At 46.8% G+C, this 14,827-nt stretch carries 13 protein-coding genes; 1 reads left to right on the top strand and 12 read right to left on the bottom strand.

Annotated elements, in window-relative coordinates; all coding sequences use genetic code 11:
- Nucleotides 1–15: 15 nt before the first annotated feature.
- The 6 genes from F0220_RS11815 to F0220_RS11790 form a co-directional block, all read right to left on the bottom strand.
- On the bottom strand, nucleotides 16–2,091 hold the full coding sequence (locus tag F0220_RS11815) for a protein kinase family protein (protein ID WP_105598238.1): 2,076 nt from the start codon (nucleotides 2,089–2,091) through the stop codon (nucleotides 16–18).
- 158 nt (nucleotides 2,092–2,249) lie between these two features.
- Nucleotides 2,250–2,525 (bottom strand): WXG100 family type VII secretion target, encoded by a 276-nt coding sequence (locus F0220_RS11810; protein WP_017689071.1) that lies wholly within the window; start codon nucleotides 2,523–2,525, stop codon nucleotides 2,250–2,252.
- Nucleotides 2,526–2,711: 186 nt separating this feature from the next.
- Entirely contained in the window at nucleotides 2,712–3,260 is a 549-nt protein-coding gene (locus F0220_RS11805; RefSeq protein ID WP_017689072.1) for a WXG100 family type VII secretion target, read from the bottom strand.
- A gap of 6 nt (nucleotides 3,261–3,266) precedes the next feature.
- Nucleotides 3,267–4,097: a hypothetical protein gene (locus F0220_RS11800; RefSeq protein WP_091017195.1), complete on the bottom strand. Its 831-nt coding sequence runs from the start codon at nucleotides 4,095–4,097 to the stop codon at nucleotides 3,267–3,269.
- Between the two features lie 16 nt (nucleotides 4,098–4,113).
- Entirely contained in the window at nucleotides 4,114–8,118 is a 4,005-nt protein-coding gene (essC, locus tag F0220_RS11795; protein ID WP_091017197.1) for a type VII secretion protein EssC, read from the bottom strand.
- A 54-nt stretch (nucleotides 8,119–8,172) separates the two neighbouring features.
- Nucleotides 8,173–8,493, bottom strand: a complete 321-nt coding sequence (locus F0220_RS11790) for a hypothetical protein (RefSeq protein WP_074094613.1) — start codon at nucleotides 8,491–8,493, stop codon at nucleotides 8,173–8,175.
- 422 nt (nucleotides 8,494–8,915) lie between these two features.
- Between F0220_RS11790 and F0220_RS32865 the strand changes: the two genes are divergently transcribed.
- Nucleotides 8,916–9,155 carry a hypothetical protein gene (locus F0220_RS32865; RefSeq protein WP_074094612.1) on the top strand — a complete coding sequence of 80 codons (240 nt, stop codon included), beginning with the start codon at nucleotides 8,916–8,918 and terminating at the stop codon, nucleotides 9,153–9,155.
- A gap of 122 nt (nucleotides 9,156–9,277) precedes the next feature.
- Here F0220_RS32865 and F0220_RS32470 read toward each other — a convergent pair whose 3' ends face one another.
- From F0220_RS32470 to F0220_RS11760, 6 genes are all read right to left on the bottom strand, one after another.
- Nucleotides 9,278–9,430 carry a hypothetical protein gene (locus F0220_RS32470; protein WP_164783094.1) on the bottom strand — a complete coding sequence of 51 codons (153 nt, stop codon included), beginning with the start codon at nucleotides 9,428–9,430 and terminating at the stop codon, nucleotides 9,278–9,280.
- Nucleotides 9,431–9,674: 244 nt separating this feature from the next.
- Nucleotides 9,675–11,150: an aldehyde dehydrogenase family protein gene (locus F0220_RS11780; RefSeq protein WP_105598237.1), complete on the bottom strand. Its 1,476-nt coding sequence runs from the start codon at nucleotides 11,148–11,150 to the stop codon at nucleotides 9,675–9,677.
- A 169-nt stretch (nucleotides 11,151–11,319) separates the two neighbouring features.
- A complete protein-coding gene (locus F0220_RS11775) occupies nucleotides 11,320–11,859 on the bottom strand; it encodes a GNAT family N-acetyltransferase (protein ID WP_091017200.1) in 540 nt (179 codons plus the stop codon).
- Nucleotides 11,860–12,230: 371 nt separating this feature from the next.
- Nucleotides 12,231–12,569: a L,D-transpeptidase gene (locus tag F0220_RS11770; protein ID WP_091017202.1), complete on the bottom strand. Its 339-nt coding sequence runs from the start codon at nucleotides 12,567–12,569 to the stop codon at nucleotides 12,231–12,233.
- A gap of 56 nt (nucleotides 12,570–12,625) precedes the next feature.
- On the bottom strand, nucleotides 12,626–13,735 hold the full coding sequence (gene rsgA / locus F0220_RS11765) for a ribosome small subunit-dependent GTPase A (protein ID WP_105598461.1): 1,110 nt from the start codon (nucleotides 13,733–13,735) through the stop codon (nucleotides 12,626–12,628).
- A gap of 447 nt (nucleotides 13,736–14,182) precedes the next feature.
- Complete coding sequence (locus F0220_RS11760; protein ID WP_076249781.1) at nucleotides 14,183–14,776, bottom strand: DUF2087 domain-containing protein; 594 nt, start codon at nucleotides 14,774–14,776, stop codon at nucleotides 14,183–14,185.
- Nucleotides 14,777–14,827: the final 51 nt, after the last annotated feature.

Here is a 14,827-nt window from a genome sequence, read left to right as displayed (position 1 = left end):
CATCGTTCACGTTATTTATAAGTTGGGCAACGTATAATTAGTGTTGCTCAGGAATTTGTTAATGGCGCTCATTCGAGCGGCCACTTTGCCGACACCTTTGAAATAGGAAGCATCGGTATTGTAAAGATTTTTGAAATCACGGGCATACGCTTCCGCATTTTCAATTTTTCTGCCTTTTTGCGCGTTATACGTCTTATTGTAATGAGCAATCAGCGTGACCACATTCTGGGCACGTTTTTTCTTCAGAGCTGCTTTCTGAGCAATCTCCTGTTGACGTTTAACTTCAGCTGCCGCTTTACGCTCCGCTTCCTGTTTTGCAAGCTTGGCATCATTCTCTTTTTTCCAGACCAGATAAGCTTCATATTTTGCCTGTTTATCGTACTTCTCCTGCTGTGCTCTCTTAGCAGCTTCTTTCTTCTGCTGCTCCTGCTTCACCAGAAAGGCCTCATATTTCGCCTGTTTGTCGTATTTGGCCTGTAACGCCTTACGTTCTTCTTCTTTTTTCTTTGCATCAGCTGCCTTCTGCTTGGCTTCAGCGAGCTTTTTCTTTTCCTCTGCGTCCAGTTTTGCAGCATCTGCGGCCTTTTGTTTCTCTTGTTCTTCCTGCTGTTTGAGCGCAGCTGCCTTTGCTGCTTCCGCCTCTTCCGCAGCTTTGATATCTGCCAGTCGTGTGGCTTCCAGCTGTTCTTTCTGTTTTACCTCTGCCTGATCGGCGAGTATTTTGACCGTTGGCACGCCACCTGCCAGCAATACAATAAGCACAGCGGAGGAAATCATGAACTTTTTGGATCTGTAGAATGGCACAGGTACGGGCTTGTCTGTGTCTTCTTTTGGATTAAGCTTGGCATCCAGTTCCTTGATTGCAGCCTCGACTTCCATCTGCATCGCGCTGTTATGAGGAATAAAATGATAAAGAGAGCGGTACACTTCCAGTGCTGCAGCCGGTTTATCTTCATCCTCCAGGGCTCTTGCTTGCAGGAACAGACGATTCACAACCGCTTCCTGATCTGGAGAGTGCGGCGTTTGGGGACGGTTCCCGTCTTGCGTATTCACCGGTTCATTTACTGGTTTTGAGCTCTTTTTCAGATTCACATCAGCTTCGGACGAATTGGTAGCTGCTTCTTCCGATGTCGCAGCAACCGCCGCATTGGCCTGATCCACGTTTACCGCAGCCAATGCAACATACCACTCACCAAACGTCGGACAGCTGCTCAAATCGTGACTTTCCCAAGCTCGAATGAACAGATCTGACAGTTTGGAACCCCAACGCTTCTCAAGGGACTCCCGCATCGCATAATACCGTTCACTCACTGTTTGCATTTCATGCTGGTCAAAATAACTTTCGCCCCACGCCTTCTCTACAATCACAGGGTCTGACCAGCTTAACATTTCAGCAATGATAACAGCTCCTGCAAATCGGTCAGCATATGAACTCCACAAACCGCTGTGCACTGTTCGATGGGCTGCATAACCGGGTGACCCGGCAAGCAGGGCATCCGGACGATCCATCTTGGAACCGTACATCTGCTCGACATCCACAAGTTCTACCGCAGACGTCTTCCCCAGGTTCTCCACTTCGGAAAAAAACGGAATCATTACATTGGGAGCGGACATATCGCAATGAGCCAGTCCACGTTGTTCCATAGCCGAACCTGTTCCAGCAAGTGCTCTGGCCAGCTTCAAGCTCTCTTCAGCCGTCAACTGTCTCTGATCACTGATCACATCGAACCAGGTCTGACCTTGCACCCATGGCATCAACACCGCATATAACAGATCGGGATGTTTTCCAATGAGCGCTCCGTTTCTTTCCGGAGTGAGCACATCACGCTTGCATACCTGCAAACCTGGCAGTTCACTATAAGACTCCATATGCTCAGACTGATATACCATAGCCGGAATACGGAATTTAGGAAAAAAGACTTTTAGTGCTTTGGCCCCATGAACGGAACCATTACGGGGTATTAACTGATAAACAATCCCCTGCCTTCCGGCTTGGGCATAAGCCAGACCCGGCGCTGCCGGATGTTGCCCAATCGTATAGGCAATGTCGTTAATCACCACTTCATCCCCGGGATTTGGTTGAAAAGACATGCTTATCCCTCTCTCTGTCCTAGTGTCATAGTTGCAGCAAAAACCGGGTGTTGTGACAACGCCCGGTTTTTGCTGTAGTTGTACATCTTCAGCTTGCTATCCACCTATAATTCAGGACGAAATCAGACTTCACATCGGCCTGATCTATGTAAAGCAGATTAACGAGCTTGGTCAGCTGTACGGAATTTGTTAGCAATAGCTGTAAGTTCAGCGCTGATGCTGTTCAGCGTTTGAACGAATGATTGCATTTGTTTGCTAGCTTCTTGGAACTCTTGGAAGAAGCGTTGCTTTGTCATACCTTCCCATTGTCCTTCCATGCTTGTGATGGATTGAGTCAATGTAGATACGATTTGCTGACTTTGCTCACCGCTTTGTTTAAATTGGTTGGAAACCTGATCAAGCTGCTCTGGGGTAACTAAAATACGTCCTGCCATTTGTAAATTCCTCCTTGGTTTGTGCAATTAATTTTTTACTTGTTCAAATTGTACTATACCAGGATCGATCGGACAAAAGCCGAAGGACCTAATCCTATTTACCCCATTTTTAGCATTTGAAACTTCTCCTAACAGCCTATTTACAAAAAAAGATTCACTTTCTGCTGTTACTTTCATTCACCCTGTTCAGGAAACCACAGGCTCGGTCCCTCTTCTTCCCCGAAAGGAAGGATCTGTGAATCTCCATGCTACAGGCTCAGGCTGCATAGCCTGCACCAGTGTAGCCGGGGAGCCATCAGGCGGAGCGGCATCCTGTACACGATATACGGCCGCCATTGCGGAAAGGGGATCGGATACTACAGCTACAGTTGCAGAATGTGCAGGCATGATTTCTCCTGTACGATTGTTCTGAAGAACATTCAGCATATTGACCGCATTACCATAGGCTGTGTTCACATGACTCAGCACGGAACGATACTCCATGTCTGCCTGCTGGAATAACAACGCTTTGCGTCCCAGCTGTACGCTTAAGTCCATTAATCGACGCAGCGCATCCTCGCCCAGTCGTTTACTGTGATTCCATTCATTCATCACCGCTGCGCGGGATTCAACCTCCCACTCCAGCGAATGAATCGCCTGATCCAACACTGTCATCTTTTGCTGTATTTGCTCCGCTGCATACTGAATCTGCTTGCTCAGTGCCCGAAGCACATCCGGTTCCACACGAATGCGCATTTACCATCACCTTTCCTCTTCCCCTGCAGGCTGTTTAAGCCAGTCCAGCAGCATCTCGTGAAACTGTTCTCTAGTCGTTAGTGCTGCAACAAGCCAATCATCTGAAGCCGCAGTGCTCATCCGGAACAACCAGTTGGATACCGCACTTGCAGCAAAGGCTGCCGACTGCGACTTCCACCCGTCTTCATTCCATACAAGCAACCTGAGCTCCCCGTCTGACTCCTTACCCACCAGACAGCGTGCCAGTGCAAGTGAGCCCTCAGGATCACTTGTCTCCTGTTCGAGTTCCGCTGCTACGGTCTGTACTCCGCTGTTTTCGAGCTCATTCATGACATCATAAAATTTTTTCTTGGAGCACATTAGGGCCGGTTTCTCCGCAGGAGAATGGCCGCTCCATTTCATCCGCTCTATCAGAACATCGATGGCTTCACGAACACTTCCCAGATCGCTGAGCCGGAACGAGTCCGGTACGTCGTCAACACGGGAAACTTCAACGACCCGCTCATCCGTGCAATGTATATAACTCTCATACGACTTGCCGTTGATCGTGTAGCGAATCCAACAAGCTCTGTCGGACAATCCGGCAATGGCTACCCTGGAGAAAACGGTCGGTGTCATGATCAGCTCATCGGTATCCTGATCCCGAATCAGATATCCTTTGTCAAGAAGGGAGGTTTTGACACGCTCCCACTCCCTCGCGATATCCTCAGCCATATAGCCGCGAAACGGATCTTCTACACCAAGCAGTCGGTCTGAACCGAGAATACCAGCCAGGAAAAAAAGTTCCTTTGTTTGCAACGTGACTACCTTTTGCTTAGAATCATGAACCGTCAACATTATGAGCCACCTCCCCTCAAACTACAACATGCCATCGGTCACGAATTTCAGAAATCCAATCGGTCATTTTCCAGCTGTCATCACATGGAACTGCACCTTTAACCCTGGAATATTTACGTTTTACATAATAACCTTGACCCGGAGGCAGTACCTTCAGCCCACCTGAACTACCTCCAGATTCGGAATAAGGTATACGGAAGAACGAGAGATCGTTAGGGTCTAAAGTCCCGAACAGCATTCCGCTCTGGGAAGCCTTCACATCCGTTACCCAGTCAGAACCGAAGGTCGGGAAGTCTGCCGGAACCCCGGACAGAATCACATGTACACCGCGATCCCTTCCTTGACGAACAATCGCTCCCAATTGATCTTTTACATTAAAATCGTTTAGCTGCTTGGACAAGGTGTCCGCATCATCGATGACGAGCACAAGTTCCGGTCCACCGGAAATCTCGCCTCTTTTCAGAACTTCATCGTACAACTGTTGAATGACAGGTGCAAGCTGTTCTTCTCGCGATACATGTCCACGGACATGGGGCAAACTGCTGATTTCCCCCAGCCCACCTGAGCCATAACGCATATCTACTGTGTATATTTGCACATCTTCCGGAGAAGCATGATAAGCCAGTGATAACATCCATGTCAATAAAAATGTCGTTTTGCCGCCTTCCATCGGACTCGTTACCATGAAATGCGGACCTTCACGCAGATTAAGCTCGAATGGTTCCAGATCATCCGTAAGCAGTCCCACAGGGACAGTTATAGACGATGTATCCCACGCCTGACCATATGATCCTGTCCGAATGAGTAGATCCTTGAGTTTGATCTCTTCCGGAAGTGGAGCAATCTGCGGCGCTTCTTCCCCTGTCCAGCCTTGGCGAATCTCAGCAATCGTACGGCGCAGTTCAGATGAACGCTTGCCCTCATCTGCCCCTGAAGATGGTAATGCCGCCTGGAACATTAACGGAGGCACTTGCCCTTTGACCAGACCTCTTCCTGGCGGAAGTTGGCTTGGCGCCTTGGAAGGTCTTCCCACGGCATAATAATAATCGCTTGGATCGGATAACTCAAATGAAACCGCATTGGGAATATTACTTCTGAATTTTTCAAATACATCTGTTACCCGATTGGCGGTGAGCACAAAGGTGATACCCAGACTTCCGCCTTCACGCAGGATCGTCTCCAGAAGTTCATTCTCTTCCGGATAGGCATTGCGGAATGAAAGATAACCATCGATAACGACCACAACCTGCGGAACAGCCGCGTGAGCTGTCCGGCGGTAGGCCGAAATCGTTTTAACCCCCGCCTCCGAGATGATATCTTTGCGTTGTGCTGACAGCTTGAGAATATAGCGGAATAACCGTTTGATCCGGTCTTCTTCTTCCGCCATCATCACGCCACCAATCTGAGGTAGTGCTGCAAAGTCCTTCATCATGCGGCCCATGTCGATAATGTAACCATGCCAAGGTTCAGTTCTATGGGAACGGGCCAAAGACATAAGCAAGGTCTGAACAAATGTTGTTTTGCCCAGTCCTGGCATGCCGTACACGACCAGATGTCCTTGATCCACAGGCAATGCGAGCGGTTGTTGGCGCTGATTAGGGAGATCATCCAGCAAACCAACCAGTGGTTTCAGACCACTCGCCCCGCCATCAAGCAGCAGATCCCGATTTTCTTCTTCCTGCCAGTCCTGAAGACCTTCCCATTCCAGTGTCTCTGGTAAAGGTGGCAACCATGGTCCTGGCAAACGACGGATACCCGCATCAGCTGCAGATTGCGCAACATAATCAATAAATACCTGAAGCTGTTTCGGAACATCTTCACCTTTGAGAACGGCTCTGCGCTCTCCAGTTAACAGAGGCTCCCGCTTACCGTTCAGGCGCACTTCCATAACAGGCAATACTGTTGTTGAATCCTCCTGCTGGTTATAAGGTGCACCACTCCAGGCGAATTGCATTTCTTCAAACACTTCATCACTACCAACCTGGAAATATCCGCGACCAGGCTTTGTAATCCAGGCAGCATTTGGAATCTTGATCATGTCCCTGCTGTCTCCCTCACTCTGTACGCGAAGACAGATCCTAAAACGGGAATTACTCCATATTTTATCGTCCACAACACCAGCTGGCTTTTGGGTTGCCAGAATTAGATGAACCCCAAGTGTCCGGCCAATGGCCGCGATACTGATCAATTCATCCATAAACTCCGGCTGGTCCCGCTTCAATTGAGCAAACTCGTCAATGATAATGACCAGATGTGGCAGTGGCTGTTCATGTCTGGAACGCAGAATCTTGTAATATTCATCAATATGCTGGAGGTTTCCCGCATCATTTAATATTTTTTGCCTTCTGACCAGTTCGGCACGAAGTGAGATATTTGCCCGCTCGATCAGATTTCCATCCAGATTGGTGATTGTCCCTACCACATGAGGCAGATCAACAAATGTATTGGACATACCGCCACCTTTATAGTCAATCAGCATGAATGCCAGATCATGTGGATGGAATTCAGCAGCGAGTGAAGCAACGATGGACTGGATGACTTCACTTTTACCTGAACCGGTTGTACCTGCAATCAGACCATGGGGACCATGACCCTGACGTTCAATTTTGTCATGCAAGTTTATCGCAATTTTTTTACCGCCAGCTCGTACACCCATCGGTACGGGCAGCGTGTCAGGATATCTCGTCTGTCCCCACCTGGACACCACATCCAGATCTTCCACACGTGATGTGCTCAGCATATCGAATAACGGAAGCACTTGCGGGATATCTGAAGCAGATGAACGCTTTAAGCGGATCGGTGACATATAACGGGAAAGCGCCTCTGCCATCTCCTTCGAAATCACATCAGGCTTGTACATTTGTTGTATAACATCCGCATCTTCCGTTTTTTTGATATACACCCCTTTGCCTTTGGAGGCATCCATAATCAACTGACAATGCATCGGTAGAGACTCCTTGCGATTAGCCAGTATGATGGTGCATACATCAATGTCATGAGCCGACTCCAACAGCAGCGGAAGTAACGGTTCTTCTTCAATCAATTGCGTATCGGAGAGAATCACAACGTAACATGGCGTTTGTACACTTTTCTTGTAGCGGTCTTCCTTATTGTTACGACGCCGGTTCAACACGGAAAACAAGCTGTCCGCCAATTGATGCGCACCGCTGTGCCTGTCGGCCATATAGCGTTGTCCTTGGTCTTCATCCCAGATATGGGGCATCCAGCGAAGCCAGTCCCATTCCTTGCTGTCCTTTTCTTCATAGAATGCAGCAAGCTTCAGTTCATCCGGGGAATGGCGTACCGTCAGTTGTGAGATGATGACTCGCAGGGAAGCAAGTACTTCCTCCCGATCGCCGACCAGTCCCATAACCTTCGATTGGAACAAAGGTAATGTAATGGAAGCATCCGGTACCGTCTGGAATTCAGCCGCAAGTTCATGGGCAGCTTCAATCAGCTCATCCTTCTCGTAACCATCAATCCGCGGAACCTGAAGTTTGATGCGGAATGGAATCTCTCCCGTTCCAATGCGCACCTGAAGGAAATCATCATCCTCTGGTGAACGCTCCCACAAGGAACTGTTCCGGTTCTTCACCACTTGAAGACATACACCCGGATCACCGTGAATTTCGTACAGGCTCTTCACTTGCTCCGCCTGAGCTTCTTTCAGTTCTTCCCGGTGTTTGTCCAGTTGGGCAAGATACATTGTTTTTCGTTCTTCCAATTTTTTGCGATATGATTTCTTGTTGCTCAGATACACGAAGAATGGAATGGTGTAAGAAGTAAGCATCATCATGACCGTCATCATCTGAAACATCATATAATTGCTGTTGCCCATTTTGCCGGTCATATTGATATATACGTAGAAACCAATGCTGACCATAGTCATCATGATCGGCACAATAATGGATATCATGGAAAACGTGGGTTTGCTCGGTTCTGTTGGAGGCCTGAGTATTTCGAGTCTCTCTTCCTTGAGAACCGGTGTCATTCTTGGAGAACGCTGATATAACACATTCACGAAGAGAAGACCTCCTTTAGTTCGTTCAATAATGAATGTATACGTTCAAAAGCCCTATTCGTTGCTGTCCTGTTGAAACAATGAACGTCTTCCATATACAGGCGCTTCTTCCGAAGTCGTTGAAAAAGCCCGCTGGACACGTACGCAACTGCCTTGTCGCAGCCCTGTTTCCATTAATTGCTGTGCGTTCTGCGGAGAGAACCACAAACCTTCCGGAAACTTGGCTTCAAGGATGTACTGAATGCCGTCTCCCGGTGCCTGTCCAAAAATGCGAACGCCGAGTAATGTCTTCAAATGTTCAATGGTACATTCGTCCGGAACATCGATGTCGAACCATTCTCCTTCCTCGCGGCCGGAATACACGGTTAGAATCATCCGAATCCCTCCCATGGTCTCATATGTAAATTGTCCTAATGTCAGATTAAATCAAAAAAAAGAGAATGAATCGTTATATCAACCCTATTTTCTTACATAAACCCCCTGTTTGCAATGTACCACCTGTAATTTTGTTACATATGACCCACGTATATATTAAAATATCGTACATTCGACTCAGAACTTTCGTGGCAGTTATGCAATTAAATATTGCGAGGATACGAAAACTATCGTTTTTAGTTCCATTTAAATGGTAATTAAGTTACGTTTTTCAGGACTTTTATTCCTTCGCTCACAATTGAATTGTGAACACTTTTCAAACATTACCCACCTTTATGTTTTCATAAGCTGATTTTAAGGTAATTTTAAGCATTGGAATTTAATATTAGCTGTATGAAATAACAACCGTGAGGTGATTTCAAGTGAGAACCCTAATAACCTTTCAAAACAAATCAATCCCTGTATATTTTAATCAAGAAAACAAACAACCTATGCAGAAGACATTAAGATTGCTTAGCAGTGCTCTTGAGCATAAAATTAGCAACGGTAAACGCGCCATTCAAAAATGTCTGCATTCTTTAATTAGTATTGAGATTGTTAATGGAGAAGCCATTCTCCACAGTCGAAGTGAAAACGACTCCCTTGCTTTATCCTTATATTAAAAGGAGTCAACCAAGACACATTTTTTACAAGACATGAAAAAGGAAGCTGTCGTTATAGACAAGCTTCCTTTTTTGAGTTGTATACACGTTAACATCGGATCGCAATTATTGTCAGCCATCACTCAGTGCAGTTTGCTCAGGACATAGGCGGCATCATGTTCTTCCGCAATCTCGGCTTTACGAATACGAATGACAAACAGCCGAACCAAATTGGCACGTGTATGTTCTTCCTGACAGGTATTCAGTTTCCTCAGAATAAAGCGGTCAATGGACATGAATTTAAAGCCCCTTTGCCATTGGATTTACGGATCGATTCTTCCGTGTATCCATAAATAACCAGATAGCGTCAGCCCCAAACAGCTTTTCCACTCTTATATTAAGCCGTATTTTGCTGAGGTGTAAAATTGTGCAAAAAGCCCGTCCCACCAAGCTGGAGACGGACTTTCGCATGATTTGTCGTTTTTTTGTAACCCACTCTAATCATTCATAAATGCTCCTGCTGGTTCACTCTTTTTCGACTTATTTCACTCCCGGATATTCCCGATATTGGTGCTGAATGCTGATCCAACGAGTACGTGTAAACTTTTCAATGGCCCAATCCCCACCGAAACGTCCAATCCCTGAAGCTTTTTCACCGCCAAACATCACATGCGCTTCATCGTTCACAGACTGATCATTTACATGCACCATACCCGATTCAATGCGCTGGGCAACCTGATATCCTCGATTCAGATCTTTGGTGAATACGGAACCACTAAGTCCATAAGGAGTATCATTCGCCAAACGTACAGCTTCCTGCTCATCATGAGCCTTCATGATCACTGCTACTGGGCCAAATAATTCCTGCTGCACGATATCCTGTTCAGGTTTAACATCGGCAAGTACAGTAGGAGACAGCACGCTGCCTTGACTGGTCCCCCCGAGCATTAACTGTGCGCCTTCAGCCTTGGTTTTGTTCACAAGCTCCAGCAATCGTTCTACCTCTTTTTCCCGAATGAGAGGACCCACGAGTGTTTTGGCATCCGCTGGATCACCTGCCTGGACATTCTTCGTTTTGGCAACAAATGATTCGACGAATTGGTCGTAAATATCGGTATGCACAATGATACGATTCAGAGCCATGCAGATCTGTCCCTGATGCAGAAACTTACCAAAGACCGCCGCTTCGGCAGCACGTTCAATGTCCGCATCTTCCAGCACAACCATGGCGTTGTTGCCGCCTAGTTCCAGTGCCGTTTCTTTTAAATGTTCACCCGCCAGTTTACCGATCCCTTGTCCAACTTCTGTGGAACCCGTGAATGAAATTACTTTGGGAACCGGATGAGCGACAAAGTAATCTCCAATCTCGCTGCCACTTCCCGCAACGACATTCAGCACGCCCTCAGGCAGACCAGCCTGTTCAAACAAATCGGCAATAAGCCACCCTGCCGTAATCGGAGTATCCGATGCTGGTTTAATCACCACACCATTACCAAGAGCAATTGCTGGAGCTACAGATCGCAGGCATAGATGCAAAGGGAAGTTCCATGGCCCGATAACACCAATCACTCCCTTCGGCTCACGAACCACACGGTTCTCTTTGCCAGGGGTATTGGACGGGATGATCTCACCCTTCATGCGATAAGGAAAAGATGCTGCTTCGTCCACAATGCGTTTAGCCGCTGCAAACTCCGCCTCCGATTTGATACGGGTACTCCCGGATTCCGTGATCAACAGTTGAATGATCTCCTCTTTCCGCTCCGTCATCAGGGATGAAACTTTACGCAATACCTCTTCTTTCGCAGCAGGTAATGACTTCGCCCATTCAATCGAATTTTTCTGAGCTGACTCATAAGCCTTATCTATGTCTTTCTTATTGGAAGAGCGCCATGTAGCAATAACTTCTCCCGAATAAGGATTGATATTCTCCATTGTTTTCTCACCGGAGCCATCTACCCAGCTGCCATTAATATATTGTTTCGTCCATGTTGTATGTTCAGTGTCCATTAAAGTCATGTGAATACGCCCCCTGATCAAGATTAAATGTCACACCTGCACAACGGTGTAATACATCATTAACCTTGTTCAGAATTACGCAAACGTGAAGACCTGAATTAGCTATTCCATTTTTAAAGTTTAAGGAAACAACACAACCCACACTATTCTCTCGCCATCTGAAAGTCTTTCAACAGTCGGGCAGGCTCTTCTCTCCAAAGAGGCTTAAGTCTTCCCATCCGTAGCCAACTTCGATCAGATCTTGACCACCAATGCGGAGGGACTGTGTTTGGACTGGAGTGCCTCCCATCTTTTCATAGAAGCGACAAGCTGAATTTCGCTCCAAAGCCCATATGATCAAACGTTTCATATTGTGGGTCTGCAGATGATGAACGACATGTGTCGCCAGTTGCTGACCTATCCCCGTTTGTTGCACTTCCTTAAGCAAATATATAGCGTACAACTCTCCATCATAAGGTAATTTGCCTTTACGCTCCTTACCCCCACAAGCAAATCCGACAATGTTCCCATGATCCTGTTCAGCTACCACCAGGATCTGATCCTTTTCGCCAGAACGAATAGTCTTCTCCCACTGAGACAATCTTGATTCTGTAGTCAAATGATCCAAAAAATCGTCAGGCACAATTCCCCGATACGTTGTTTTCCAACTCTCTGTATGTACATGGGCTATTCCTTGCGCATCCCCTTCACGCGCCCGCCTGATCAGCATCGCTATCACTCACTTTCTCTCGTAACCGCCGCAGCTTTACCATATTATATGTTCTTCTTTCTTTAATTCCAAATTAACCCACTTTAGTCCTGGCTGTAAAACTTATTTGGTAACTGGCTATCTTAACCTTATAATACGTGTTCAAAAAGTCTGGTTTTAAGTACCACGAAGATGGAATGAAGCTAGAAATGGAGTAGCGGAGCGTAGGGAAAACTACGTGAGCAACCAAAATGTTTCCTTCGGAAACATACTTCGTAAGCCTCCCGCTTATTTCGGCTGAATTTCATATTCGATGCTGATCACGCCGCTAGGCATGATTCGTAATCAAAAGCGGACTTTTTGAACTACCTTTCATGAAGTAAAATCCGGCCCTAGGGCCGGATCGTTACTCTCGTGCCTACAGATACCTTGGAAGACAAATCCAGTACATCCGAGTTGTACATGCGTATACAACCATGGGAGACGGATTTGCCAATAGACCAAGGCTCATTGGTTCCGTGTATCCCATAATGGGGAGCAGACAGCCCCATCCACAACACGCCAAATGGCCCACCCGGATTGGATTGTTTGTTAATAATAGTGAACTCCCCGTTTGGAGTCTGTGTGAGCATCTTGCCGGTGCCCACGGGATAGCCCTTAATCACCTGATTGCCATCCAGAAGATATAACATGTGGTCAGACAGATCTACAATAATCCTGTAATCTGGCATAATGACATCCCTCCTGACCTATCTTATGCAAGATACCGGATGATGCCCGCCTGATTTCAGGCTTCCTCCCACTCTTTCACACTACGGGAGTGCTTGGGTTTACGACTATTGGCCGGTTTGCTGGAGGCGGTACGCCTTCTGGATGCCACTTCTTCCTTGCGTTGCTGATATTGCAATTCCTTCTGCATTTTCAGATAATTATTCAATCTTTTTTCATCCAATGAACCATTCTGTATGGCCTCTTTCACTGCACATCCAGCTTCCTGTGTATGGCTGCAATCCAGAAATCTGCACGTGGCCGCAAGTTCTTCAATTTCTCCAAACGCATGCGACAGCCCATCATTGCCCTCATCCCAGAGATTAAGCTCACGCATTCCTGGAGTATCGATCAATACGGCTCCCTGGGGTAGTACAAACATCTCCCTGTGTGTTGTCGTATGTCTCCCACGGCTGTCTCCCTCGCGGACGGATTGTGTAAGCTGCACATCCTCACCCATCATCCAGTTCACCAGCGTAGACTTGCCACTGCCAGAAGATCCTGTCAGCGCAACAGTCAGCCCTGGCTGCAAATATCGTTCCAATAAGGATTTGCCTTGACCCTCCACTGCAGATATTGCAAGCACTTCAACGCCTGGAGCAATCCCTTCTACACTTCGGATCTGTTCTTCCACATTGTTGCCCAGATCACTTTTGCTCAAGACAATGACTGGCCTTACGCCACCATTCCAAGCCATCATCACGTATCTTTCGAGTCGTCTAAGGTTGAAATCATGATTAAGTGCAGCCACGATCAACAGTGTATCTACGTTTGCGGCGATTAATTGTTCCTTGGTCACCGGACCTGCCGCCTGTCTCGATACCCTGCTCCGACGTGGCACCAGATTGTGAATAATTGCTTCTTCACCTGCCTGGCCTGTAATCGCCACCCAATCTCCAACCGCTGGTACCAAGCTGCTCTCCAGACTATCATGACGCATTCGGCCCGAAATTCTTCCCCAGCATTCGCCCTCTTCTGTAATCAGACGTTGCAGATGTCCATGGTCTGCGATAATTCTGGCTGGCTTTTTCTCCTGCTCTTCCATCCCTGTCTCTTGCCACAGTTCCTGCCACTTTGCTGACCAGCCGTACTTCTCAATATGGTTATCTAAAATAAAAATTCCTCCCAAAATAAGTTGTTTACTTCGTTCAAGCCGATTGAACAATCATCTCCGGTTCAGATCAAAACAAAAAACCACGAGTAGAAATACACCCGTGGCAATAAGTAGTTAACCGAATCAGAGATCATCCCTTCTTGCAGATCTACCGGATAGAATACTTAACCCTCCGATATAAACCATTCAGGAACACCCTTTTATTGGCAAACAAAAAAGCCACGGGTGCGTCACCCGTGGCTTCATCTGAGCATGACATACTTCACGTTATAATGGATACTGCTATCCAACTAACGCAAAATTATATGCTTTGATCCGTTCCGGAGACGCTGTTCATATTCAAATTAACGTATACTGCATTTAAGTTTGTCATAAACAATCGCCTCCCTTGTAGAATTATCCATTATGTTACACACTGAGCTTTACAGTTGTCAAGCCCAATTTTTTTTACCAAACGCTACTCTATTTGACCTGATCCCAGCGTGTCCACATTTCCTTCGGATTCAATTCATAGATCTCCTCTTCCCGATACATGAACTGATGCATAATAAATTCTCGCCGAATCGTTGCAAAGTCTTCATGGTATTGCTTTATAAATGTATTGATTTCTTTCTCCGTATACTTCCGACCAAATTCAAGCTGCTCGACCAGATGACCAAGTACAATCAGTTTTTTCTTGTATTGAGCCGGAATCTGACGCAGTCGCCCATCTTTGGAGAAAAAATTTCTCATGACCGACGCTTTCAATGTTTCATTCACATCACTCATATCCGCAACCTCCTCTCGATTAAAGATAAAATCAACCGAAGCCTGTGCATTCTCGCGGATAAACGAAGGATTGAGTGTGAAATACACTGTATTTTTCTCCCGTCGTTCCTTAATCAGCGCCGCCTCTCTCAGCTTGGATGCATGATGTGTCACGGTTGGCTGTGACAGATTCAGCCGCTCGGCAAGTGCCTGTCCGTGCAGTTCACCCTGTGCCAATAACAGCAGCATGCGAAGCCGGGTCGGGTCAGCCAACGCTTTATGATAAGCCACAATTTTCTCCAGCTGCATCATCGTTCATCTCGCTTTCAATTAGATATACATCTAATTTGATATTAGTCT

The organism is Paenibacillus sp. 37 (assembly GCF_008386395.1).
Taxonomy (GTDB): domain Bacteria; phylum Bacillota; class Bacilli; order Paenibacillales; family Paenibacillaceae; genus Paenibacillus; species Paenibacillus amylolyticus_B.
The sequence above is the reverse complement of the archived record's forward strand: the minus strand, read 5'-3'. Positions and strand labels throughout refer to the sequence as shown.

Excerpts from the sequence above, each read along its gene's own strand:
- F0220_RS11815 (WP_105598238.1), bottom strand. The coding sequence starts at position 2,091 with ATGTCTTTTCAACCAAATCCCGGGGATGAAGTGGTGATTAACGACATT.
- F0220_RS11780 (WP_105598237.1), bottom strand. The coding sequence starts at position 11,150 with ATGACTTTAATGGACACTGAACATACAACATGGACGAAACAATATATT.
- F0220_RS32470 (WP_164783094.1), bottom strand. The coding sequence starts at position 9,430 with ATGTCCATTGACCGCTTTATTCTGAGGAAACTGAATACCTGTCAGGAA.
- F0220_RS11800 (WP_091017195.1), bottom strand. The coding sequence starts at position 4,097 with ATGTTGACGGTTCATGATTCTAAGCAAAAGGTAGTCACGTTGCAAACA.
- F0220_RS11770 (WP_091017202.1), bottom strand. The coding sequence starts at position 12,569 with ATGCCAGATTACAGGATTATTGTAGATCTGTCTGACCACATGTTATAT.
- F0220_RS11805 (WP_017689072.1), bottom strand. The coding sequence starts at position 3,260 with ATGCGCATTCGTGTGGAACCGGATGTGCTTCGGGCACTGAGCAAGCAG.
- F0220_RS11775 (WP_091017200.1), bottom strand. The coding sequence starts at position 11,859 with ATGCTGATCAGGCGGGCGCGTGAAGGGGATGCGCAAGGAATAGCCCAT.
- F0220_RS11810 (WP_017689071.1), bottom strand. The coding sequence starts at position 2,525 with ATGGCAGGACGTATTTTAGTTACCCCAGAGCAGCTTGATCAGGTTTCC.
- F0220_RS11760 (WP_076249781.1), bottom strand. The coding sequence starts at position 14,776 with ATGCAGCTGGAGAAAATTGTGGCTTATCATAAAGCGTTGGCTGACCCG.
- F0220_RS11790 (WP_074094613.1), bottom strand. The coding sequence starts at position 8,493 with ATGATTCTAACCGTGTATTCCGGCCGCGAGGAAGGAGAATGGTTCGAC.